Source organism: Bartonella sp. AP280QHHD (assembly GCF_042196125.1).
Taxonomy (GTDB): Bacteria; Pseudomonadota; Alphaproteobacteria; order Rhizobiales; family Rhizobiaceae; genus Bartonella.
The window spans coordinates 35,281-52,978 of sequence record NZ_JBHIPQ010000050.1; the positions used below are offsets into that span (position 1 = coordinate 35,281).

Here is a 17,698-nt window from a genome sequence, read left to right on the forward strand (position 1 = left end):
TTTTTCTGTTTGTAATTTGGTGTAATAATCCCAAAAAGGAAAGAATTAGAGGTTAAAACTCTAATTCTTTCTGTTAAGACTATATGAAATAAGTTATATAAAATTAGAATTAACTTTTTGTTGTCTTCCGTCCAGTCTTTGACGCACGTTGGCGAGTGTTTGTCTGATCACTTTGAACGGATTTCTTTCCGTTGTTTGAGGGCATTGTATTATGACGGCTTTTAGACGAAGTTGTTTTTCCATTATTATAAGTCATTATTTTCTCCTTTAAAATTGTCTGGCAGTTGCCATTAGAGTAAAAACGGTCATGCCAAATAGTGGTTCCAAGCATTTTCTAAAAAGTTAATTTTTTGTTGAACGTAAGATGAGCTTGTTTAATTTTATGAGAAGATTTTTTCTATTGTTCAGACAATCCTCGTAAACTTTATTTTACGCCAATAAATTAAAGAGTTTGTTTTTTTCGTAATGCATGGCGGAAATAAGTTTTTTATGGATGGCTACGTATCTTTTAGTATAAGAGGTAGAAGGATAAAAAACGAATGGGCAGAAGATGAAAGGAAAAATTTAGATACTCTAAATTGGATCTTATAAAAAAGTATGATCAGATCGTTTTAAGATTGAATGTAAATTTTTTATGGCGTTGAGAAGGTTTCATTGGCAAGAAGGCGATAATATTATTTTTTAGATGATTTAAAATTTTATTATTTTAATGGGAGAAATGAATGCGATTAGGTGGGCGTTTGCAAGCAGCAATAGATGTTCTCACAGAGATAGAAATGAAGCATCGCCCAGTAGGAGAAGCTTTAAAGGATTGGGGTCTTTCTCATCGCTTTGCTGGAGCAGGTGATCGTGCAGCTATTGGTACAATCGTTTATGATGTTTTAAGACGACGTTATTCTTTACAATGGCGTATGGAGAGTGATGATATCCGAGATATCGTTTTTGGTGCCTTATTAGATTCTGGAAAAATGACGCTGGAGCAAATTGACGGTGAGTTGACAGAAGATCGGTTTGCACCGCAGTTATTAGGGGCTAAACAGCGTAAATCGTGGCAAGGTCAGCAATTAGTGGATGCTCCAGACTATATTCGTGGTGATATTCCGCAATGGTGTCAAGCGCATCTGCGTCCTTTATTTGGTGATAATTGGATCACTGAAGCGGCTGCGTTAGCAACGCGTCCTTCTTTAGACCTACGGGTAAATAACCTAAAGGCAACACCAGAAAAGGTGCTGAAAGAATTAGCAAAAACCAAACTTAAATCTTTTCCATGGTTTGGGCAAGCTTTAAGAATTGCACCGATTGAAAAGTTTAATCGTCATCCCAATGTTCAAGTGGAACCAGCTTTTCAAAAAGGACACTTTGAAATACAGGATTTAGGATCTCAAATTGTTGCTCACCTTGTGGAAGCGCAAGAGAGCATGCAGGTATTAGATTATTGTGCAGGTGCTGGTGGCAAAACATTAGCTTTAGCTTCCGATATGAACAATCGTGGGCAAATTTATGCTTATGATTCCGATAAAGCGCGCTTAGCTCCTATTTTTGATCGTCTTCGACGCGCTGGTGTTCGTAATGTACAAACACGAGCACAAAAAGAAGAATTGAAGCCATTAATAGGCCAGATGGATAGAGTTCTACTAGATGCACCATGTAGTGGGACAGGAACATGGCGTCGTCGTCCAGATGCGAAATGGCGTTTAACATTAGAACAAGTGAAACAACGCCAAACAGAACAGAGGGATATTTTGAATGAAGCGATAGCTTATCTTAAGCCAAATGGGCGCTTAATCTATATTACCTGTTCTCTTTTTACAGATGAAAATGAGGAACAAATTTCCCATTTCCTTCAACAACATTCTCATTTTTCTCCAATAGATATGCCAGCGCTTTGGCAGAAACATTTTAGTTTTTCTCCTGTGCAACCAGTTTTTTCAAATTATGGACTTACTTTGTCGCCAGCCACAACACAAACAGATGGGTTCTTTTTATCTGTGTTGCAAAAAAAACATTGATCCATATTTTTGCACTTTTTATCATAAACTTTACGAGAATAATCTTTTTCGTAAGAAAATAGGCTTGTGAAAAGAGAAAGATTAAATCATAACTCTCATGAGTTTTCTTTTACAATTGTTGATTGGTTTTCTATGAGCATATCACATCCAGACACTGTTCTTATTATTGACTTTGGTTCACAAGTTACACAACTTATTGCACGACGGGTACGAGCAATGGGGGTATATTGTGAAATTGCTCCTTTTCAATTGGCTTTAGAAGCTGTGCGCCGCATAAATCCTAAAGCTATTATTTTATCAGGGAGTCCTTATTCCGTTATTGATGAGGGCTCTCCGCGTGCACCAATGGAAATTTTTGAGGCGGGTGTTCCGATTTTGGGTATTTGCTATGGTGAACAAGTCATGTGTGTTCAGCTTGGAGGAAAGGTTGAAGCTGGACATGAGCGTGAATTTGGGCGTGCTTTTTTGGAAGTTCAAGAAGAGAGTGCCCTTTTTGATGGAGTGTGGGAAAAAGGTTCTCGTTATCAAGTATGGATGAGCCATGGTGACCGTGTGGCAGCTTTACCAGAAGGTTTTCGTGTCATAGGAACCTCAAAAGGAGCTCCCTATGCGGCTATTGCGGATGAAAAAAGACATTTTTATGCGGTACAGTTTCATCCTGAAGTTATCCATACACCGGATGGTACAAAACTTTTGCAAAATTTTGTTCATAAGATCTCTGCTATTAAAGGCAATTGGTCAATGGCTTCTTATCGTGAGCAGGCAATTGCTACGATACGACAAAAAGTTGGGAAAAGTCGTGTGATTTGTGGTCTTTCAGGGGGAGTGGATTCATCTGTTGTAGCGGTACTCCTTCATGAAGCTATAGGAGATCAACTGACATGTATTTTGGTAGACCATGGGCTGATGCGCAAGAATGAAGCTGAAGAAGTTCTCACGCTCTTTCGTGATCATTATAATATAGAGCTTATTCACGTTAATGCTGCTGATGTGTTTCTTAATGCTTTAAAAGGTGAGACAGATCCAGAAAAAAAACGCAAAACAATTGGTCGCCTTTTTATTGAAGTTTTTGAAGAAGAAACGAAAAAAATAGGAGGTGCAGAGTTTTTAGCACAAGGAACACTTTATCCAGATGTTATTGAGAGTGTGTCTGCTATTGGTGAAACGGTAACCATTAAAAGCCATCATAATGTGGGTGGGCTACCAGAACAGATGAAGATGAAACTTGTAGAACCGTTACGTGAGCTCTTTAAGGATGAGGTTCGCTCGCTAGGACGAGAGTTAGGGCTACCGGAGCAGTTTATTGGTCGCCATCCTTTTCCAGGTCCCGGCCTTGCAATTCGGTGTCCAGGTGCTGTAACACGTGAAAAATTAGAAATTTTACGCGAAGCAGATGCTATTTATCTTGAGGAAATCCGTAAGGCCGGTCTTTATGATGAAATTTGGCAAGCTTTTGCTGTTCTTCTTCCAGTTCAAACTGTTGGTGTTATGGGGGATGGTCGCACTTATGAATTTGTTTGTGCTCTTCGCGCCGTCACATCTGTAGATGGAATGACTGCTGATTTTTATCCTTATGATATGGCGTTTTTAAGTAAGACAGCAGCACGTATTATTAACGAAGTTAGAGGGATTAATCGTGTTGTATATGATGTAACCTCAAAGCCTCCTAGTACTATTGAATGGGAATAATTAAAATGAAGGATAAGTCTTTTAAGAATAAAATATGACTGAGGGTTTGATATTCGAAAAGTGTAGAAAAAATCATTTAAAAATGATTGTGTATTTTCATATGATATAAGCTTTTATCTGGCAATCTGTACGTCAATATCGTTTAAAATTGAGAAGTGTGGGATTTTGCATGTCTGAGAAAAAAATTGTTGCACACCGTGGAGGAGCTCATCTTTATCCTGAAAATACCCTTTCGGCATTTAATAATGCTATAGCGTTAGGTGTTGATGAAGTTGAATGCGACGTTCATTTGCTAAAAAGCGGTGAAGTGGTTGTCTTTCACGACTTCCGTCTAGACCAATTGGTTGGAAAAAAGGGGTATATTCACGACATTGATAATGAAACACGCAAACAACTCTGCGTAAAAGGAAGCCAAGAAGCACCTCCCTTATTAGAAGAAGTGCTTGATCTTTTAGCACCAACGAATGTTGCATTGCATCTTGAAATCAAGACATGTGGTGAAGTGGAGCGCGAAACAATATTATCCCAAAAAGCGCTTGCGCTAATAAAAAGCCGAAATTTATCAGAACGGGTTTCTGCTATTAGTTTTGATCCTTTTATCCTTCGTCCTTTTATTGAAGCAGGAATACCATCTGGTCCATGTGTTGATAATTTCGAAGGTGATATGTACCGTCATTTTTCTGAATGGAAGCAATTAGGTTATTCTGATCTAAGTTTAGATGGCTCTATTGTTTCACAGAACTTTATTGAATCAGCTCTTGAGGCTGGTTTTACTGTAGGGGTATGGACAATTAATGGAAAAGCTCGGTTATCATATTGGCTTGATATGCCTGTACATTATATTACGACAGATCAACCTGATCTCGCATTGCAATTGTGTGCACAAAGGTAAAAATACATCAACACAAAAGGAACTATATATCTTCATAAAGTTAGCGTAATGAAAGAAGAAAAATTATCTAATATACGACAATAATACATTGATTTATAATCATAATTAATATTTTATTCATGTGAGTAAGAGACCTTAATACGTAAGATTCTCTTATTTCAAATATTTTTACAATGAATCAATCAAAATCATTCGTTTGCACATTACAAGCAGGGTTGGTGTGTGGATAAAAAATGATTGAGAAAAGAATAAAAATATTCATTTAACGTATTTTAAATGCAAGATTTGTTGAAGCATTAGGATCGCACATGATGATGTCGTTTTGCACTTTTATGAAGTGTAAAAATGATGGCATACAAAAAGTCTTATATACTTTAATGGAGAGGCTTTAGGGCTTATTTTATAGGTGCTATCATGAAATGTAGATGTATTGAAAGATTTTTTAACAGCATGGAAATTGGTTATACAGTGTCATTTTGTTTTGCGTGAGGGGTGTGATCTTGTTACAGGGAAAGAGACTATTAAGCGCTTCAAAATGATTTTCTTAATTTTAAAAAAATTCTATTTGTCTCTTCTTTAAATTCAGTAGCAACATCGTGTTAAAGTTATAAGCCGAAAGTTATAAGACAAATAATAAAAGAATAAACAATTCTTTTTAAAAAAGTAAATCCAGATATTAAAATAGTCATTGAAATGATATTTACGATCTATATCTTTTTACCAAGTGACTTTTCTTATTTAAGCCATCTCACTTTTTTCAGATAGTTACAAACGCGTATTTCGTGAATACATAAGAAAGCTTATAAAAGAAAATAAATAAATTTAAACAAATTCATTTGACCTTTAGGTGGTTCCTGTTTAAATGAGAGAATATGTTTCTGAAATAAAACTGTCATAGCATGTTCATGTGTAATACTATAAATTTAGGGGTAGTTTGTATTCCATCACTTCAGAAAGGGTGAAGCATGAGTCGTTTTTATCTTTCCATAGCGGCCACGGTTGCTATCATAATGTCCACAGCGGGGATGACAGAAAGTTTTGCACAGACAAAAATCAGCTTTTGGCATTCTATGAGTGGTGAATTAGGAAAGCAAACTGAAAGTCTCATTAACGATTTTAATGCAAGTCAATCTGAGTATAAAGTTGTTTCTTCATTTCGCGGTGAATATGAAGAGGGATTGATTTCACTCATTGCAGCATTTCGTGGAAAGAAACAGCCAGTACTTGCTCAAATTTATGACGTTGGTACTGGAACTATGATGGCTGCAAAAGGTGCAATCTACCCATTTTATCAACTTATGGCTGATACAAAACAAGAATTTGATCCTACAGATTATTTCCCTGCTATTAGTGGTTATTACTCCGATGAACAGGGACGTATCGTCTCTATGCCATTTAATATTTCAACACCCATCCTTTATTATAACAAAGATATCTTTAAAAAAGCAGGGCTTGATCCAGAACAGCCTCCTAGAACGTGGCAAGATATAGAAAACTTTTCCAAGAAAATTCTTGAGACTAAAGCGGCAACTTGTGGTTTTACAATGGCTTATGCCGCTCAATGGATTGGTATAGAAAATTTTTCAGCGTTGCATAATGTTCCTTTTGGAACGAAGGAAAATGGCTTTAAAGGACTTGATTCAGAACTTACATTTAATGGACCTTTACAAGTGCGTATGTGGACTGACCTGAAAAAGTGGTCTGATCAAGGTATTTTCCGTTATGGTGGTCCAGCAGGTGCATTAGATTCAACACCAATGTTTATGGCACAAAATTGTGCAATTTTTATGCAATCTTCAGGATCACATGCTGGAATTGTTTCTGAAGCTCAGTTTAATGTGGGGGTTGGTATGCTACCGTACTATAAGGATACAGAAGGAGCACCACAAAATTCAGTTATTGGGGGAGCTTCTATTTGGGCGTTTAAGGGCCATACTCCAAAGGAATATGCAGGGGCAGCCGCTTTTCTTAAATTTCTTTCAAAAACAGAAAATCAAGCAAAATGGCATCAGGAAACAGGTTATCTCCCAACCACAAAAGCGACTTATGAATTGAGCAAAAAACAACATTTCTATGAAAAAACGCCAGGTGCGGATATAGCTATCAAACAGATTAATCTTAATCCACCAACAGTTAACTCAAAAGGGATAAGATTTGGTAATTTACCACAAATTCGTGCCATTCTTGATCAAGAGTTGGAAGCTGTTCTTAGTGGTTCAAAAACGCCGAAAGATGGTTTAGATGAGACCGTTGAACGTGGAAATAAACTCTTGCGTGAATTTGAAAGATCTAATCATTAATTTCGTTTTATTGTTAAACATTAAAGACTCAACAAAAACGGTTGAGTCCTTTTTGTTTACTTTTTTAAAGTCTCTACATTTAAAGAGCCCTATGAATGCAAGAAAAACATGCATATTTTAAAAATAGTCTACTTTCTTACGGACTGCTTTTTCCTCAGCTTCTTGTGACTTTTTTGTTTTTCTTTTGGCCTGCTGCTCAAGCAATAAAATCATCTTTTGAGCGTGAAGACCCTTTTGGCTTTACAACAACCTTTATTGGTTTTGAGAATTATCTAACCGTTCTTTCTGATCCTACTTATCGGCAATCGCTTTTTACAACCGCAGTATTTTCCATCTCAGTTACTGTCGCTTCAATGACAATATCACTTCTCTTAGCTGTCTGTGTTGATCGTGTCATCCGTGCAAAAAAGGCTTATACAATGCTTTTGCTCTGGCCCTATGCTGTTGCTCCAGTATTGGCAGGTATATTGTGGCTGTTTATCTTTCATCCCACCATCGGAATTATCCCTTTTTTTCTCGAGAAAATAGGGGTGCTATGGAATTATCGTATTAATGGCACTCAAGCAATGATTCTTATTGTCATTGCGGCTAGTTGGAAACAAATTTCTTACAATTTTCTCTTTTTTCTTACAGGTCTTCAATCTGTTCCGCGTTCTCAAATAGAAGCAGCCGCCATTGATGGTGCTGGTCCCTTTAAACGATTTTGGACAGTGGTTTTCCCGCAAATTTCACCAACGACGTTTTTCCTTCTTATTGTCAATGTCAATTATGTTATGTTTGATACTTTTGGTATTATTGATAATACAACTTCTGGAGGTCCTGCGCGTGCAACGAGCATCCTCGTCTATAAAGTATATGACGATGGCTTTAGAAATCAAATAATCGGTGCATCAGCAGCACAATCAACAATATTGATGTTGATGGTTATTGTCTTAACGTTTATCCAGTTTCGCTGGATTGAGCGCCGTGTACAATATTAGGAAACAAATTATGGTTGAAAATCGCCCTGTTTTGAAATTTCTAACCCATATTATTCTCATTGTTGGTATTATCATTATTTGCTTTCCAGTTTATGTTGCTATCATTGCATCAACTCATAGTTCAGCAGCATTTAACTCAGGAACACTTCCTCTTTTGCCTGGGAAATATGCTCTGGAAAATTATAAAACAATCTTTGGTGATGGCCTTGCACAGCTGGGTTTGCCCAACCTCTGGCCACTCTTAATGAATTCATTCATTATGGCTCTTGGGATTAGCGTTGGAAAAATTATTATTTCACTTTTGTCTGCTTATGCAATTATTTACATGCGCTTTCCCTTCCGAAAAACTGCTTTTGTTCTTATTTTTGTTACATTGATGCTCCCTGTCGAAGTTCGTATTCTTCCAACCTATGAGATTGTTGCAAAATTGGGGATGGTCAACACCTATAGTGGAATGATTATTCCACTTATTGCATCTGCGACCGCTACATTTTTATTTCGCCAGTTTTTTTTGACTGTTCCAGATGAACTCTTAGAGGCGGCACGTGTTGATGGTGCAGGTCCAGTTAAATTTTTTAAGGATATTCTTCTTCCTCTTAGTAAAAGCAATATTGCTGCTTTATTTATCATTATGTTCATTTATGGATGGATACAATATCTCTGGCCTCTTATCATCACAACGGATCAAAATCATCAAACGATCCTTATTATTTTAAAACAGCTTATTGTCGAATCACTTCAACATGATCCTCAATGGAATATACTCATGGCAGTATCGGTTGTTGCCATGGTTCCCCCTGTTCTTGTTGTTATCTTCATGCAGCGGCTTTTTATCAAAGGCCTTATTGAAACGGAGAAGTAATTGTGGCCATAATCCAGTTATCAAATATAAAAAAACAGTATGACAACGGCATTCTGGTCATTGATGATTTAAACTTAACTGTTGCCGATAAAGAACTTCTTGTTCTTGTCGGTCCTTCAGGGTGCGGAAAATCGACCTTATTACGTATTATAGCAGGACTTGAACAAGTTACCTCAGGTGAATTATGCATTGATAACGAATGTATCAATGATCGTGAACCAGCTGATCGTGATATCGCTATGGTTTTTCAAAATTATGCCCTTTATCCCCATATGACAGTTCGTGGAAATTTAGAATATGGTCTTAAAAATCGTAAAACTCCTAAAGAAGAAATTAAAAAACGTATCGCACATGCTGCAAAGCTTTTGGAGATAGAACCATTTCTTGATCGTAAACCACGACAATTATCAGGAGGACAACGTCAGCGTGTTGCAATGGGGCGTGTGATTGTACGTCAACCCCGTGTTTTTCTCTTTGATGAACCTCTTTCAAATCTTGATGCAAAATTACGGGCGCAAATGTGTATTGAAATAAAAACACTACAGCGTTCATTAGGAACAACGAGCCTCTATGTTACCCATGATCAACTAGAAGCTATGACATTAGCTGATAGAATAGTCGTTTTGAATAAAGGAGCTATCGAGCAAATTGGAACACCAATGGAAATTTACGATACTCCAGCAACAACATTTGTTGCTGATTTTATTGGTTCTCCTCCTATGAATTTTCTTGATCGCTATGTCTTAGAACAACATTTAGGGCATTCATTTTCTTATGGTGAAGAAACTGATCTTTTAGCATTCAGACCTGAAATAATCTTATTGGGCGAACATCCAGATAAAGGGCCTGTCTTTCACACAAAAATTGAGCTTATCAAGCTTATTGGAACAGGTTGCCATGTTTTAACGCGTTGGAATGGTATCATCTTTACGATTGAAATAAAAGAACGCTTGACACACGACTATGGTCAAAAACTAAGTTTCACTGTTGCTCATCAGAATTTTCATACTTTTAATAAAAACACAGGAAAGCGCACAAATAATAAGTAAGCATTAATTGATGTGATACGACTCTCTTTTATGCTGCGTCATGATAATGGTGTGTTTTGACTTGCTCAATTACATTTACAAACTCAGGTTGTAACCGATGGGATTAAAAACAAAATTTTAACAGTTTTGGTAATGATCTATTGTCCCATAGCGCTGAGAATGTCAAAACATTTATATGAAGAAATTTTGCATTTTCACGGTCTGTAAGAAGAATATAATTTTCAAACATCATTTTCATTATAAAAAAAATATCAATATAGAATAAATCTTTATTAACCATATTTTTACTCATTTATAATTTTGTTATAAAAAACAACATATTATCATATGTTTCTTGATGTAATAATTTATGTGTATTATAAAAGTAAATGAGAGAAATAGAGAGAAAAAATGAGTTACAGATAAGGAAGGATGCGCCCCATATCTGAGCTTTGATCCCTAACATAAGAAGTCTATTTGATGCACAAAATACGACGCTGTTCTAAATAATCTCTACGAGAATAGGCGCATTCTATCTTACCGCTGGCCATATGATCTAAAATAGTTTCAGAGCTCCTATAAGAAGCATTTGTTTTTTTTACCAATCACATAAATTAGAGAGAAACCTATGCGCGCATGCTGCAAGTTTATTTTTTCTCGTGTAAATCACTATGCAATTCTCAGCAAGGGTATCTGATAAGTTGCAAAAAATCACTGAGAGATAGAAGGCGTGCTTGTTTTAGAATTTTCATTACTTTTAGCGATAAAAGCAGATGAAACACATCTGTAACATCTCATCGATCTTTTCTATATTCTTGAGTTAAAAATTGCCTGTAGATCATCCTCAAACAGATCTTTATGAATATAACATAAGGGATCGATGCGAATACCTATAAGAATCAGCAGGGACAAAGGCAGTTATGTTATTGTTTTACAAAGCATTCTATAAAAGCTGGTATATTTTTTCAATATATTGCCAGTTTATTAATGGTTTTATGATATTACTTTCTTATAAAGCGCGTGCTTTTTGTTGCTTATAAATCAACCTAAACTTTATACAGCAGTATGTTTGAGACAAATATGAAGACGGTTCAGTGCTGTATTCAGTTTTGTATGCCAAAGTAGAATAAGCTTATCTGCTTGTGTAATTTCTAAAATGAGGAGACAGCTTAATTTAGGGAGAATATGAAAGCATCAAATAAAAAATAGATTCTGTCTTTAGCATCATCTTTTAATTTAGTATTGCAATTTTCAAAAACATCTGAGCCAGTGTCTCTTACATAATGGCGATTAAGTATTGCCGAACACATTTTTTTACGTAATAGAATTGCATCTCTCATACAAAACAGAATACCTAAACAGAAGGCTATTGGGTTGCCAATTTACGCACTTTTTTTAAAAAATATCTTGCAAGGTTGTTCCAACTATTTTTTCACGCAGTCGTTTATAAGTAGTATAACATAAAATCCATTGTGTATCGCCATCTTTATGCTTATAAAAATGCAAGCTGGGGCCATTATCATACTCTCTTTCAGTCTCCAACATTGCAACAATTATTGTGTTGAGACTCTTCATAAGAGGTATTTTTTCTTCAAGTGGTTTTTATTCATACACTAATTCTACTTGCATGTTATAAATGAAGTTGGATAGATAAAAATACTTTAAGAAAGAGACACCAAATTCTTCTTATGAATCGTTTCAAGTGTCGAGAGTTATTGTAAAAAAAGCATTGAAAAATAGAATGCTACTGCTGACAGTTTGGGCACCATGAGGCAATAAATCCACTTACTTTATCTATCTTAGAATCTATAGAGTATAAATTTCTCTGTAAAAGTAACTTTATTTCATATCAATGTTATCAATTATAGCTGTTGGGGCATCATTAGTAACATAATCATAGACTTACGATTTTATGAACTCTTTTTTATCTCTTTTATAGAAGATCTTAATGTTTTGTGATAGCATCAATGATGGTATTCACATTATGTTCCATCATATCGAGATAAGTTGCTGCAGGGCCATTTTTGTTTGACAATGCATCAGAATAAAGTGTTCCACCAATTGTTAAGCCTGTTTCTTTTGCAATCTGTTTTATGAGACGGGGATTAGAGATATTTTCAACGAATAGGGCAGTTGCTTTATTCGCTTTAATTTGTTTTATAAGTTTAGCAACATCGGCTGCGGTTGCTTCAGTTTCTGTTGAAGCACTTTGAGGGGCAAGGATAGTAAAACCATATTCCTTGGCAAAATAGCCAAAGGCATCATGAGATGTGATAATGATACGTTTATCTTTAGGAATGGTAGCAATTTTTGTTTTCAGGGTATCTTGTGCTATTTTAAGTTTTTGGATGTAGGTTTCGGCATTTTTTTTGTAGCTGGTACAGGATTGTGGATCGATTTTACAAAAAGCAGCAGCGATATTCTTCACATAGATTTTGACATTGGGAATTGTTTGCCAAGCGTGTGGATCAATAACGCTGTGGTGGTGATGGGCATTATGTTCTTGATTTTTCATTTTGAGGGAGGGAATGTTAGCGCTAACTTCGACAAGAAGTGCTTTTGTACCACTTGCTGTAATGAGGCGATCAATAAATCCTTCTAAATGAAGCCCGTTGATGAAAATAATTTGAGCATTTCTAAGAGCCTGAGCATCATGGGGGGTAGGTTCATAAGTGTGAGTATTCGCATTGGGACCTACAAAAGTGGTCATAGAGATATGGTTGTCTCCTACATTTTTTACGAGATCTGCAAGAATAGAAAAGCTCGCAACAACTTTGATTTTATTGTGTGCAGAAGCAGAAAATGGAGAAAGGGCAAGCAATAAAGCTCCAAGAAGAACAAATTTTTGAGCAAACTTAGGCACATTTTTTTCCTTAAAGTGAGGAGGTATAAAAGAGGTGGGGAAACCATGTTACAATAAAGCCACGTGGACTTATCAAACAGGAAACAAGATAAATAAATCCTGCGGCAATGATGATAGCAGGGCCGGAGGGAAGTGAAAGATGAAAAGAAAGCAGGAGACCACATACGCTAGAAATGATTCCAAAAAGAGTGGAAAGCGCGCAAATAGGGCCTAGCCGTGAAAACCAAAAACGGGCTGTAATGGCTGGAATCATCATAATACCAACGGAAAGTAATGTTCCTAGTGATTGAAAGCCTCCAACCAGATTCAGCACCACAAGTCCAAGCAATGAAATATGAATATATTTACTCAATGGAGAGAGTGATTTAAAAAAGAGGGGGTCAAAGCTTTCTAAAACGAGTGCACGCCAAAAAATACAAAGGCTGCAGAGTGTAATCAGCATTATAGTAGTGATTAACCAAAGGGCTTGTGCATCAAGTGCAAGAACCGATCCGAATAAGAGATGAAGCAGCTCAATTGTTGAGTCTTTCAGTGAGATAATAATAACACCTGCCGCGAGTGCAATAAGATAAAAGACGGTCATGGATGCATCTTCTTTCTGAAAGCTGTTTCGTGAAATCAAAATGGTTGCTAAAGCAACAATAAGACCAGCGAAGATACCACCAAGTGTCATAGATATGAGGGAAAAGCCACAAATCAGAAAAGCAATTGCAACACCAGGAAGAATGGCATGAGAGATAGCATCTCCTGTCAAGCTCATTCCTCGGAGCATCAAAAACACACCAACAGGACAAGCGCTAATAGACAGAAAAATAGAACCGATAAGGGCGTTTTGCATAAATTGGAAATCAACAAAGGGGGCAAGAAAAAATGCATACACGTCTTATAACCTAAGAAAGAGAGGATCATTGATGAGAAGATTTTGTTTTTGTGCGCTAATAGGGAAAGAATTGGATGTGAGAGGTGGCATAACGTGATGAAGGGTGTTGTTTAAAAACTGTGTTGTTTCTCCATAAAAGGCGTTTTGTTGATCAATTTGAATCATTTGGGGGAAAAATTCTTGCACGATGAGAGGGTTATGGAGTGCGGTGAGAATTGTGCGTCCTTGCTGTTGCCAGTATGTGATCAGAGCAAGAAGGTCTTTTTGGGTATTATGATCTACACCATTGAAAGGTTCATCAAGTAAAATAATATTGGCATCTTGTACAATGATACGTGCAAAAAGAGCGCGTTGTAATTGCCCGCCTGATAATGTTTCAAGCGAACGGGGTGCGAGTTCTGTAAGCCCAACCATTTTAAGAGCATTTTGAATCTTAGAATCATAAGGGCGCTGATTCTTCCATAATCCACAAAAAGACCACAGTCCTGTTTTTACAAGCGTTTTCACATCAATTGGAAATGTTTGATCTATATTACATTGCTGAGCAAGATAAGCAATGCGGCTTTTTTTTGGTTTTGTAATTTTTCCTTTAAGAGGTTTAATCAATCCGGCGATGGCTTTTAGCAGTGTCGATTTTCCAGCGCCATTATCACCTGTTATTGCAACCAATGAACCAGCTTTTAACTTTGCTGAAAAGTTCTTTATTGCTATTCTATTCCTATAGCCTAATGTTGTTTTATTGAAGTGCAGATCCATATTTTTTACCATCGTTGCTTATTATTTTGGAAACTATGTAATAATATAACGTTTGTCAACAAAATGTTATATTATTACATAGTTTTGAGTACTGAAAATTTTAGTGGGAAGATCGTGGAAAATTAAAAATAATAATTGAATTCACCTTGACGAAAGAGAGAGAGTATATACTATATATAGTATCAAAATGATTGGTGATTCTAAATAAGCACAAGAGAGGGTGTTAGTGTGTTTCGTTTGGTATCTAAGTTATTTCCATTATTGTAAAGAGTTTATTGGCCAAAGGTATAGCAGTATTTTTACTGAAGGGTCTCTTTTGGAAGGATTTCCTTTCGTTTTTGTAATTGATTTTTGCCGTAAAAGAGCAAACAGAGCTCTTGAAAAACGGTAGTTTAGAACATTAGTTTTTTAGACAGCAGGAGGGAATTGTAATGCAAGCAAAAGATTGTTTTATAACTAGGGGGCTTTGCCATTTAAGTTGTAGAATAATCGCTTATTCTCATCATAGTTTTTGAAGTTATTTGATGAGGAATTCTGTTATGTTCAGGAAGCTGTGTATTATTTGAAAATAACCACATGTTTTGCGTACAATTTCTATTTTTTGTTATTCTTGAGTACCTATAAAATTATTAGATTGACCTTTCAGGGTTGATTGTTTGGAATTGTGAAAGTTGAAGAAAATGTCGATCACTATTTATAGCAAACCATCTTGTGTCCAATGTGATGCTACACGCCGCGCTTTTGATGCAAAAGGCATTCATTATCGTGTTGTTGATATTTCCTGTGATGAACAAGCATACAGTTTTGTTCAATCTCTGGGGTATCGTCAGGTTCCTGTCGTTGTTTGTGGTGAAAATCATTGGTCTGGTTTTAGACCAGATATGATTAGTGGTCTTTGTGCTTAATGGGGCTTATTGTTTATTATTCGAGTGCAACGGGTAATACAGAACATTTTGTCTCGCAGCTTGGGCAAAGACTCTTCAAAATTGATAAAAGAAAGCCTTCTGCATTGGTTGGTGAACCTTATGTATTGGTTGTTCCTACATATGCAGATGGTGAAGGAAGAGGGGCCGTGCCGAAAGCCGTTGTCCAGTTTCTTAATGAAGCTGAGAACCGAAAATTAATTTGTGGTGTTATTGGCGGTGGGAATCGTAATTTTGGTCGCTATTATAATCTAGCAAGTAAAATTATTGCTGAAAAATGTTGTGTACCTTGCCTTTATCGTTTTGAGCTGCGTGGAACTGATGAAGACGTTATTTATGTAAAAAAGGGATTGGAAAGATTTTGGAAACAATTGGTATAGGACAATCGCAGAAATCGGATCAGATTACTGATTATCATGCGTTGAATGCAATGCTTAATCTTTATGATGAAAATGGTCATATTCAATTTGATATGGATCGGCTTGCTGCGCGGCAATATTTTCTTCAGCATGTTAATCAAAATACAGTTTTTTTTCATAACCTGAAGGAAAAAGTAGATTACTTAATAGAGGAAGGTTATTATGAAAAAGCTTTATTTGAGCTTTATGATTTTTCTTTTATTAAAAAGCTTTTTAAACGTGCTTATGCATTTAAATTTCGTTTTCCTACCTTTTTAGGCGCATTTAAGTATTATACCAGCTATACACTGAAGACTTTTGATGGGAAACGTTATCTTGAACGTTATGAAGATCGCGTTTGTCTTGTAGCTTTATATTTGGCACAAGGGAATAAAGCTCTTGCTGAAAGTTTTGTGGATGAAATTATTACAGGACGTTTTCAACCGGCAACACCAACATTTTTAAATGCTGGGAAAAAACAACGAGGTGAATTGGTTTCGTGTTTTTTGCTACGTGTTGAAGATAATATGGAATCGATAGGTCGTTCGGTTAATTCGGCTTTGCAGCTTTCAAAACGTGGTGGAGGTGTGGCGCTTTGTTTAACGAATTTGCGGGAAGCAGGGGCGCCAATTAAGCAAATAGAAAATCAGTCCTCAGGTGTTTTACCGGTGATGAAACTCTTGGAAGATTCTTTTTCTTACGCCAATCAGCTTGGGGCACGACAGGGGGCTGGAGCTGTTTATTTGCATGCTCATCATTTAGATATTATGAAGTTTTTGGATACAAAGCGTGAAAATGCTGATGAAAAAGTTAGAATTAAAACGCTTTCGCTTGGTGTCGTTATTCCTGATATTACTTTTGAGCTTGCACGGAATAATGAGGATATGTATCTCTTCTCATCGTATGACATCGAGCGTGTGACAGGTAAGCCCTTTAGCGATATTTCTTTAACGGAGCATTATCGTTCTTTTGTTGATAATGCAAAGATTCGTAAAAAGAAAATAAGTGCACGCGTTTTTTTCCAGACATTAGCGGAAATTCAATTTGAGTCGGGTTATCCCTATATTTTATTTGAGGATACTGCTAATCGATCGAATCCGATAGCTGGGCGCATAAGTATGAGCAATTTATGTTCAGAAATTTTGCAGGTGAGTGAGGCGAGTGAACTGGAGACAGATTTAACTTATCGCACGATTGGAAGTGATATATCCTGTAATCTTGGATCCATGAATATTGCCAAAGCAATGGAAAGTCCTGATTTTGGACAGACCGTGGAATCTGCTGTTCGCGCTCTGACTGCTGTTTCGGATATGAGCAATATTGATTGTGTGCCTTCCATTGCGAAAGGCAATGCTGAAAGTCATGCGATTGGTTTGGGACAAATGAATTTGCATGGGTTTCTAGCGCGTGAGCAGATCTATTATGGGTCTCCAGAAGCGATTGATTTTACCAATATCTATTTTTATATTGTGACATATCACGCCATACGTGCTTCCAATTTAATTGCGCACGAACGTCAAGAAATGTTTGCAGGGTTTGAAAAATCAGCTTATGCAGATGGACGTTTTTTCGAGAAATATATTGAAAAAGAATGGAAACCGCAATTTGCGCTTGTGCAAGAGCTTTTTGCACGGAATAATATTGTTATTCCAGATCAAAAGGATTGGCAGGAACTCAAAAAATTAGTTATTGAGTACGGGCTTTATAATCGCAATCTACAGGCAGTTCCTCCCACGGGATCTATTTCCTATATTAATCATGCCACTTCCTCCATTCATCCGATTGCTTCAAAAATCGAAATTCGCAAAGAGGGAAAAATTGGGCGCGTTTATTATCCTGCTCCTTATATGGATAATACGAATTTGAATTTTTACCAAGATGCTTATGAGATTGGCCCTGAAAAAATTATAGATACCTATGCTGCGGCAACACAGCATGTTGATCAAGGTCTTTCATTAACATTATTTTTTCCTGATACGGCTACTACACGTGATATTAATCGCGCACAAATTTATGCCTGGAAAAAGGGGATAAAAAGTATTTACTATGTACGATTACGGCAAGTAGCATTGAGTGGAACAGAAGTAGATGGCTGTGTTTCGTGCAGTTTATAGGAGA

The 17,698-nt window shown here is 36.6% G+C and carries 14 protein-coding genes; 10 read left to right on the forward strand and 4 right to left on the reverse strand.

Features of this window, described 5'->3' with window-relative positions; genetic code table 11:
• Positions 1-109: 109 nt before the first annotated feature.
• On the reverse strand, positions 110-256 hold the full coding sequence (locus ACFIMK_RS08245) for a hypothetical protein (protein WP_273722522.1): 147 nt from the start codon (positions 254-256) through the stop codon (positions 110-112).
• A gap of 466 nt (positions 257-722) precedes the next feature.
• Between ACFIMK_RS08245 and ACFIMK_RS08250 the strand changes: the two genes are divergently transcribed.
• From ACFIMK_RS08250 to ACFIMK_RS08280, 7 genes are all read left to right on the forward strand, one after another.
• A complete protein-coding gene (locus tag ACFIMK_RS08250; RefSeq protein ID WP_375627664.1) occupies positions 723-2,009 on the forward strand; it encodes an RsmB/NOP family class I SAM-dependent RNA methyltransferase in 1,287 nt (428 codons plus the stop codon).
• 132 nt (positions 2,010-2,141) lie between these two features.
• Complete coding sequence (guaA, locus tag ACFIMK_RS08255) at positions 2,142-3,698, forward strand: glutamine-hydrolyzing GMP synthase (RefSeq protein ID WP_375611844.1); 1,557 nt, start codon at positions 2,142-2,144, stop codon at positions 3,696-3,698.
• A 169-nt stretch (positions 3,699-3,867) separates the two neighbouring features.
• A complete protein-coding gene (locus ACFIMK_RS08260) occupies positions 3,868-4,590 on the forward strand; it encodes a glycerophosphodiester phosphodiesterase (RefSeq protein ID WP_375611843.1) in 723 nt (240 codons plus the stop codon).
• A 965-nt stretch (positions 4,591-5,555) separates the two neighbouring features.
• Positions 5,556-6,890, forward strand: coding sequence for a sn-glycerol-3-phosphate ABC transporter substrate-binding protein UgpB (gene ugpB, locus ACFIMK_RS08265; RefSeq protein ID WP_375618067.1), 1,335 nt, complete (start codon positions 5,556-5,558; stop codon positions 6,888-6,890).
• A gap of 95 nt (positions 6,891-6,985) precedes the next feature.
• A complete protein-coding gene (ugpA, locus tag ACFIMK_RS08270; RefSeq protein WP_375627662.1) occupies positions 6,986-7,870 on the forward strand; it encodes a sn-glycerol-3-phosphate ABC transporter permease UgpA in 885 nt (294 codons plus the stop codon).
• Between the two features lie 10 nt (positions 7,871-7,880).
• The gene (gene ugpE / locus ACFIMK_RS08275) at positions 7,881-8,732 is read left to right on the forward strand and encodes a sn-glycerol-3-phosphate ABC transporter permease UgpE (protein ID WP_375613289.1); all 852 of its coding nucleotides are present in this window, start codon (positions 7,881-7,883) and stop codon (positions 8,730-8,732) included.
• Between the two features lie 2 nt (positions 8,733-8,734).
• Positions 8,735-9,781 (forward strand): sn-glycerol-3-phosphate import ATP-binding protein UgpC, encoded by a 1,047-nt coding sequence (locus ACFIMK_RS08280; protein ID WP_375613290.1) that lies wholly within the window; start codon positions 8,735-8,737, stop codon positions 9,779-9,781.
• A 1,924-nt stretch (positions 9,782-11,705) separates the two neighbouring features.
• Here the strand turns inward: ACFIMK_RS08280 and ACFIMK_RS08285 are convergent.
• From ACFIMK_RS08285 to ACFIMK_RS08295, 3 genes are read right to left on the reverse strand one after another with little or no spacing between them, the layout of a single operon-like run.
• Positions 11,706-12,623: a metal ABC transporter solute-binding protein, Zn/Mn family gene (locus ACFIMK_RS08285; RefSeq protein ID WP_375613291.1), complete on the reverse strand. Its 918-nt coding sequence runs from the start codon at positions 12,621-12,623 to the stop codon at positions 11,706-11,708.
• Between the two features lie 10 nt (positions 12,624-12,633).
• Positions 12,634-13,503 carry a metal ABC transporter permease gene (locus tag ACFIMK_RS08290; protein ID WP_375613292.1) on the reverse strand — a complete coding sequence of 290 codons (870 nt, stop codon included), beginning with the start codon at positions 13,501-13,503 and terminating at the stop codon, positions 12,634-12,636.
• Between the two features lie 3 nt (positions 13,504-13,506).
• Positions 13,507-14,259, reverse strand: a complete 753-nt coding sequence (locus tag ACFIMK_RS08295; RefSeq protein WP_375613293.1) for an ABC transporter ATP-binding protein — start codon at positions 14,257-14,259, stop codon at positions 13,507-13,509.
• Positions 14,260-14,939: 680 nt separating this feature from the next.
• Here ACFIMK_RS08295 and nrdH point away from each other — a divergent pair.
• The 3 genes from nrdH to nrdE are packed head-to-tail and all read left to right on the forward strand — an operon-like array spanning position 14,940 to position 17,694.
• Positions 14,940-15,164 (forward strand): glutaredoxin-like protein NrdH, encoded by a 225-nt coding sequence (nrdH, locus tag ACFIMK_RS08300; RefSeq protein ID WP_005774163.1) that lies wholly within the window; start codon positions 14,940-14,942, stop codon positions 15,162-15,164.
• On the forward strand, positions 15,164-15,562 hold the full coding sequence (gene nrdI, locus ACFIMK_RS08305; protein ID WP_375613294.1) for a class Ib ribonucleoside-diphosphate reductase assembly flavoprotein NrdI: 399 nt from the start codon (positions 15,164-15,166) through the stop codon (positions 15,560-15,562). Before nrdH ends, nrdI begins: the two co-directional genes overlap by 1 nt.
• Positions 15,544-17,694: a class 1b ribonucleoside-diphosphate reductase subunit alpha gene (gene nrdE, locus ACFIMK_RS08310; RefSeq protein ID WP_375638354.1), complete on the forward strand. Its 2,151-nt coding sequence runs from the start codon at positions 15,544-15,546 to the stop codon at positions 17,692-17,694. Before nrdI ends, nrdE begins: the two co-directional genes overlap by 19 nt.
• The last annotated feature ends 4 nt before the right edge of the window (positions 17,695-17,698 follow it).

Coding starts and splice junctions, on each gene's coding strand:
- ACFIMK_RS08245 (WP_273722522.1), bottom strand. CDS start 256: ATGACTTATAATAATGGAAAAACAACTTCGTCTAAAAGCCGTCATAAT.
- ACFIMK_RS08250 (WP_375627664.1), top strand. CDS start 723: ATGCGATTAGGTGGGCGTTTGCAAGCAGCAATAGATGTTCTCACAGAG.
- guaA (WP_375611844.1), top strand. CDS start 2,142: ATGAGCATATCACATCCAGACACTGTTCTTATTATTGACTTTGGTTCA.
- ACFIMK_RS08260 (WP_375611843.1), top strand. CDS start 3,868: ATGTCTGAGAAAAAAATTGTTGCACACCGTGGAGGAGCTCATCTTTAT.
- ugpB (WP_375618067.1), top strand. CDS start 5,556: ATGAGTCGTTTTTATCTTTCCATAGCGGCCACGGTTGCTATCATAATG.
- ugpA (WP_375627662.1), top strand. CDS start 6,986: ATGCAAGAAAAACATGCATATTTTAAAAATAGTCTACTTTCTTACGGA.
- ugpE (WP_375613289.1), top strand. CDS start 7,881: ATGGTTGAAAATCGCCCTGTTTTGAAATTTCTAACCCATATTATTCTC.
- ACFIMK_RS08295 (WP_375613293.1), bottom strand. CDS start 14,259: ATGGATCTGCACTTCAATAAAACAACATTAGGCTATAGGAATAGAATA.
- nrdH (WP_005774163.1), top strand. CDS start 14,940: ATGTCGATCACTATTTATAGCAAACCATCTTGTGTCCAATGTGATGCT.
- nrdI (WP_375613294.1), top strand. CDS start 15,164: ATGGGGCTTATTGTTTATTATTCGAGTGCAACGGGTAATACAGAACAT.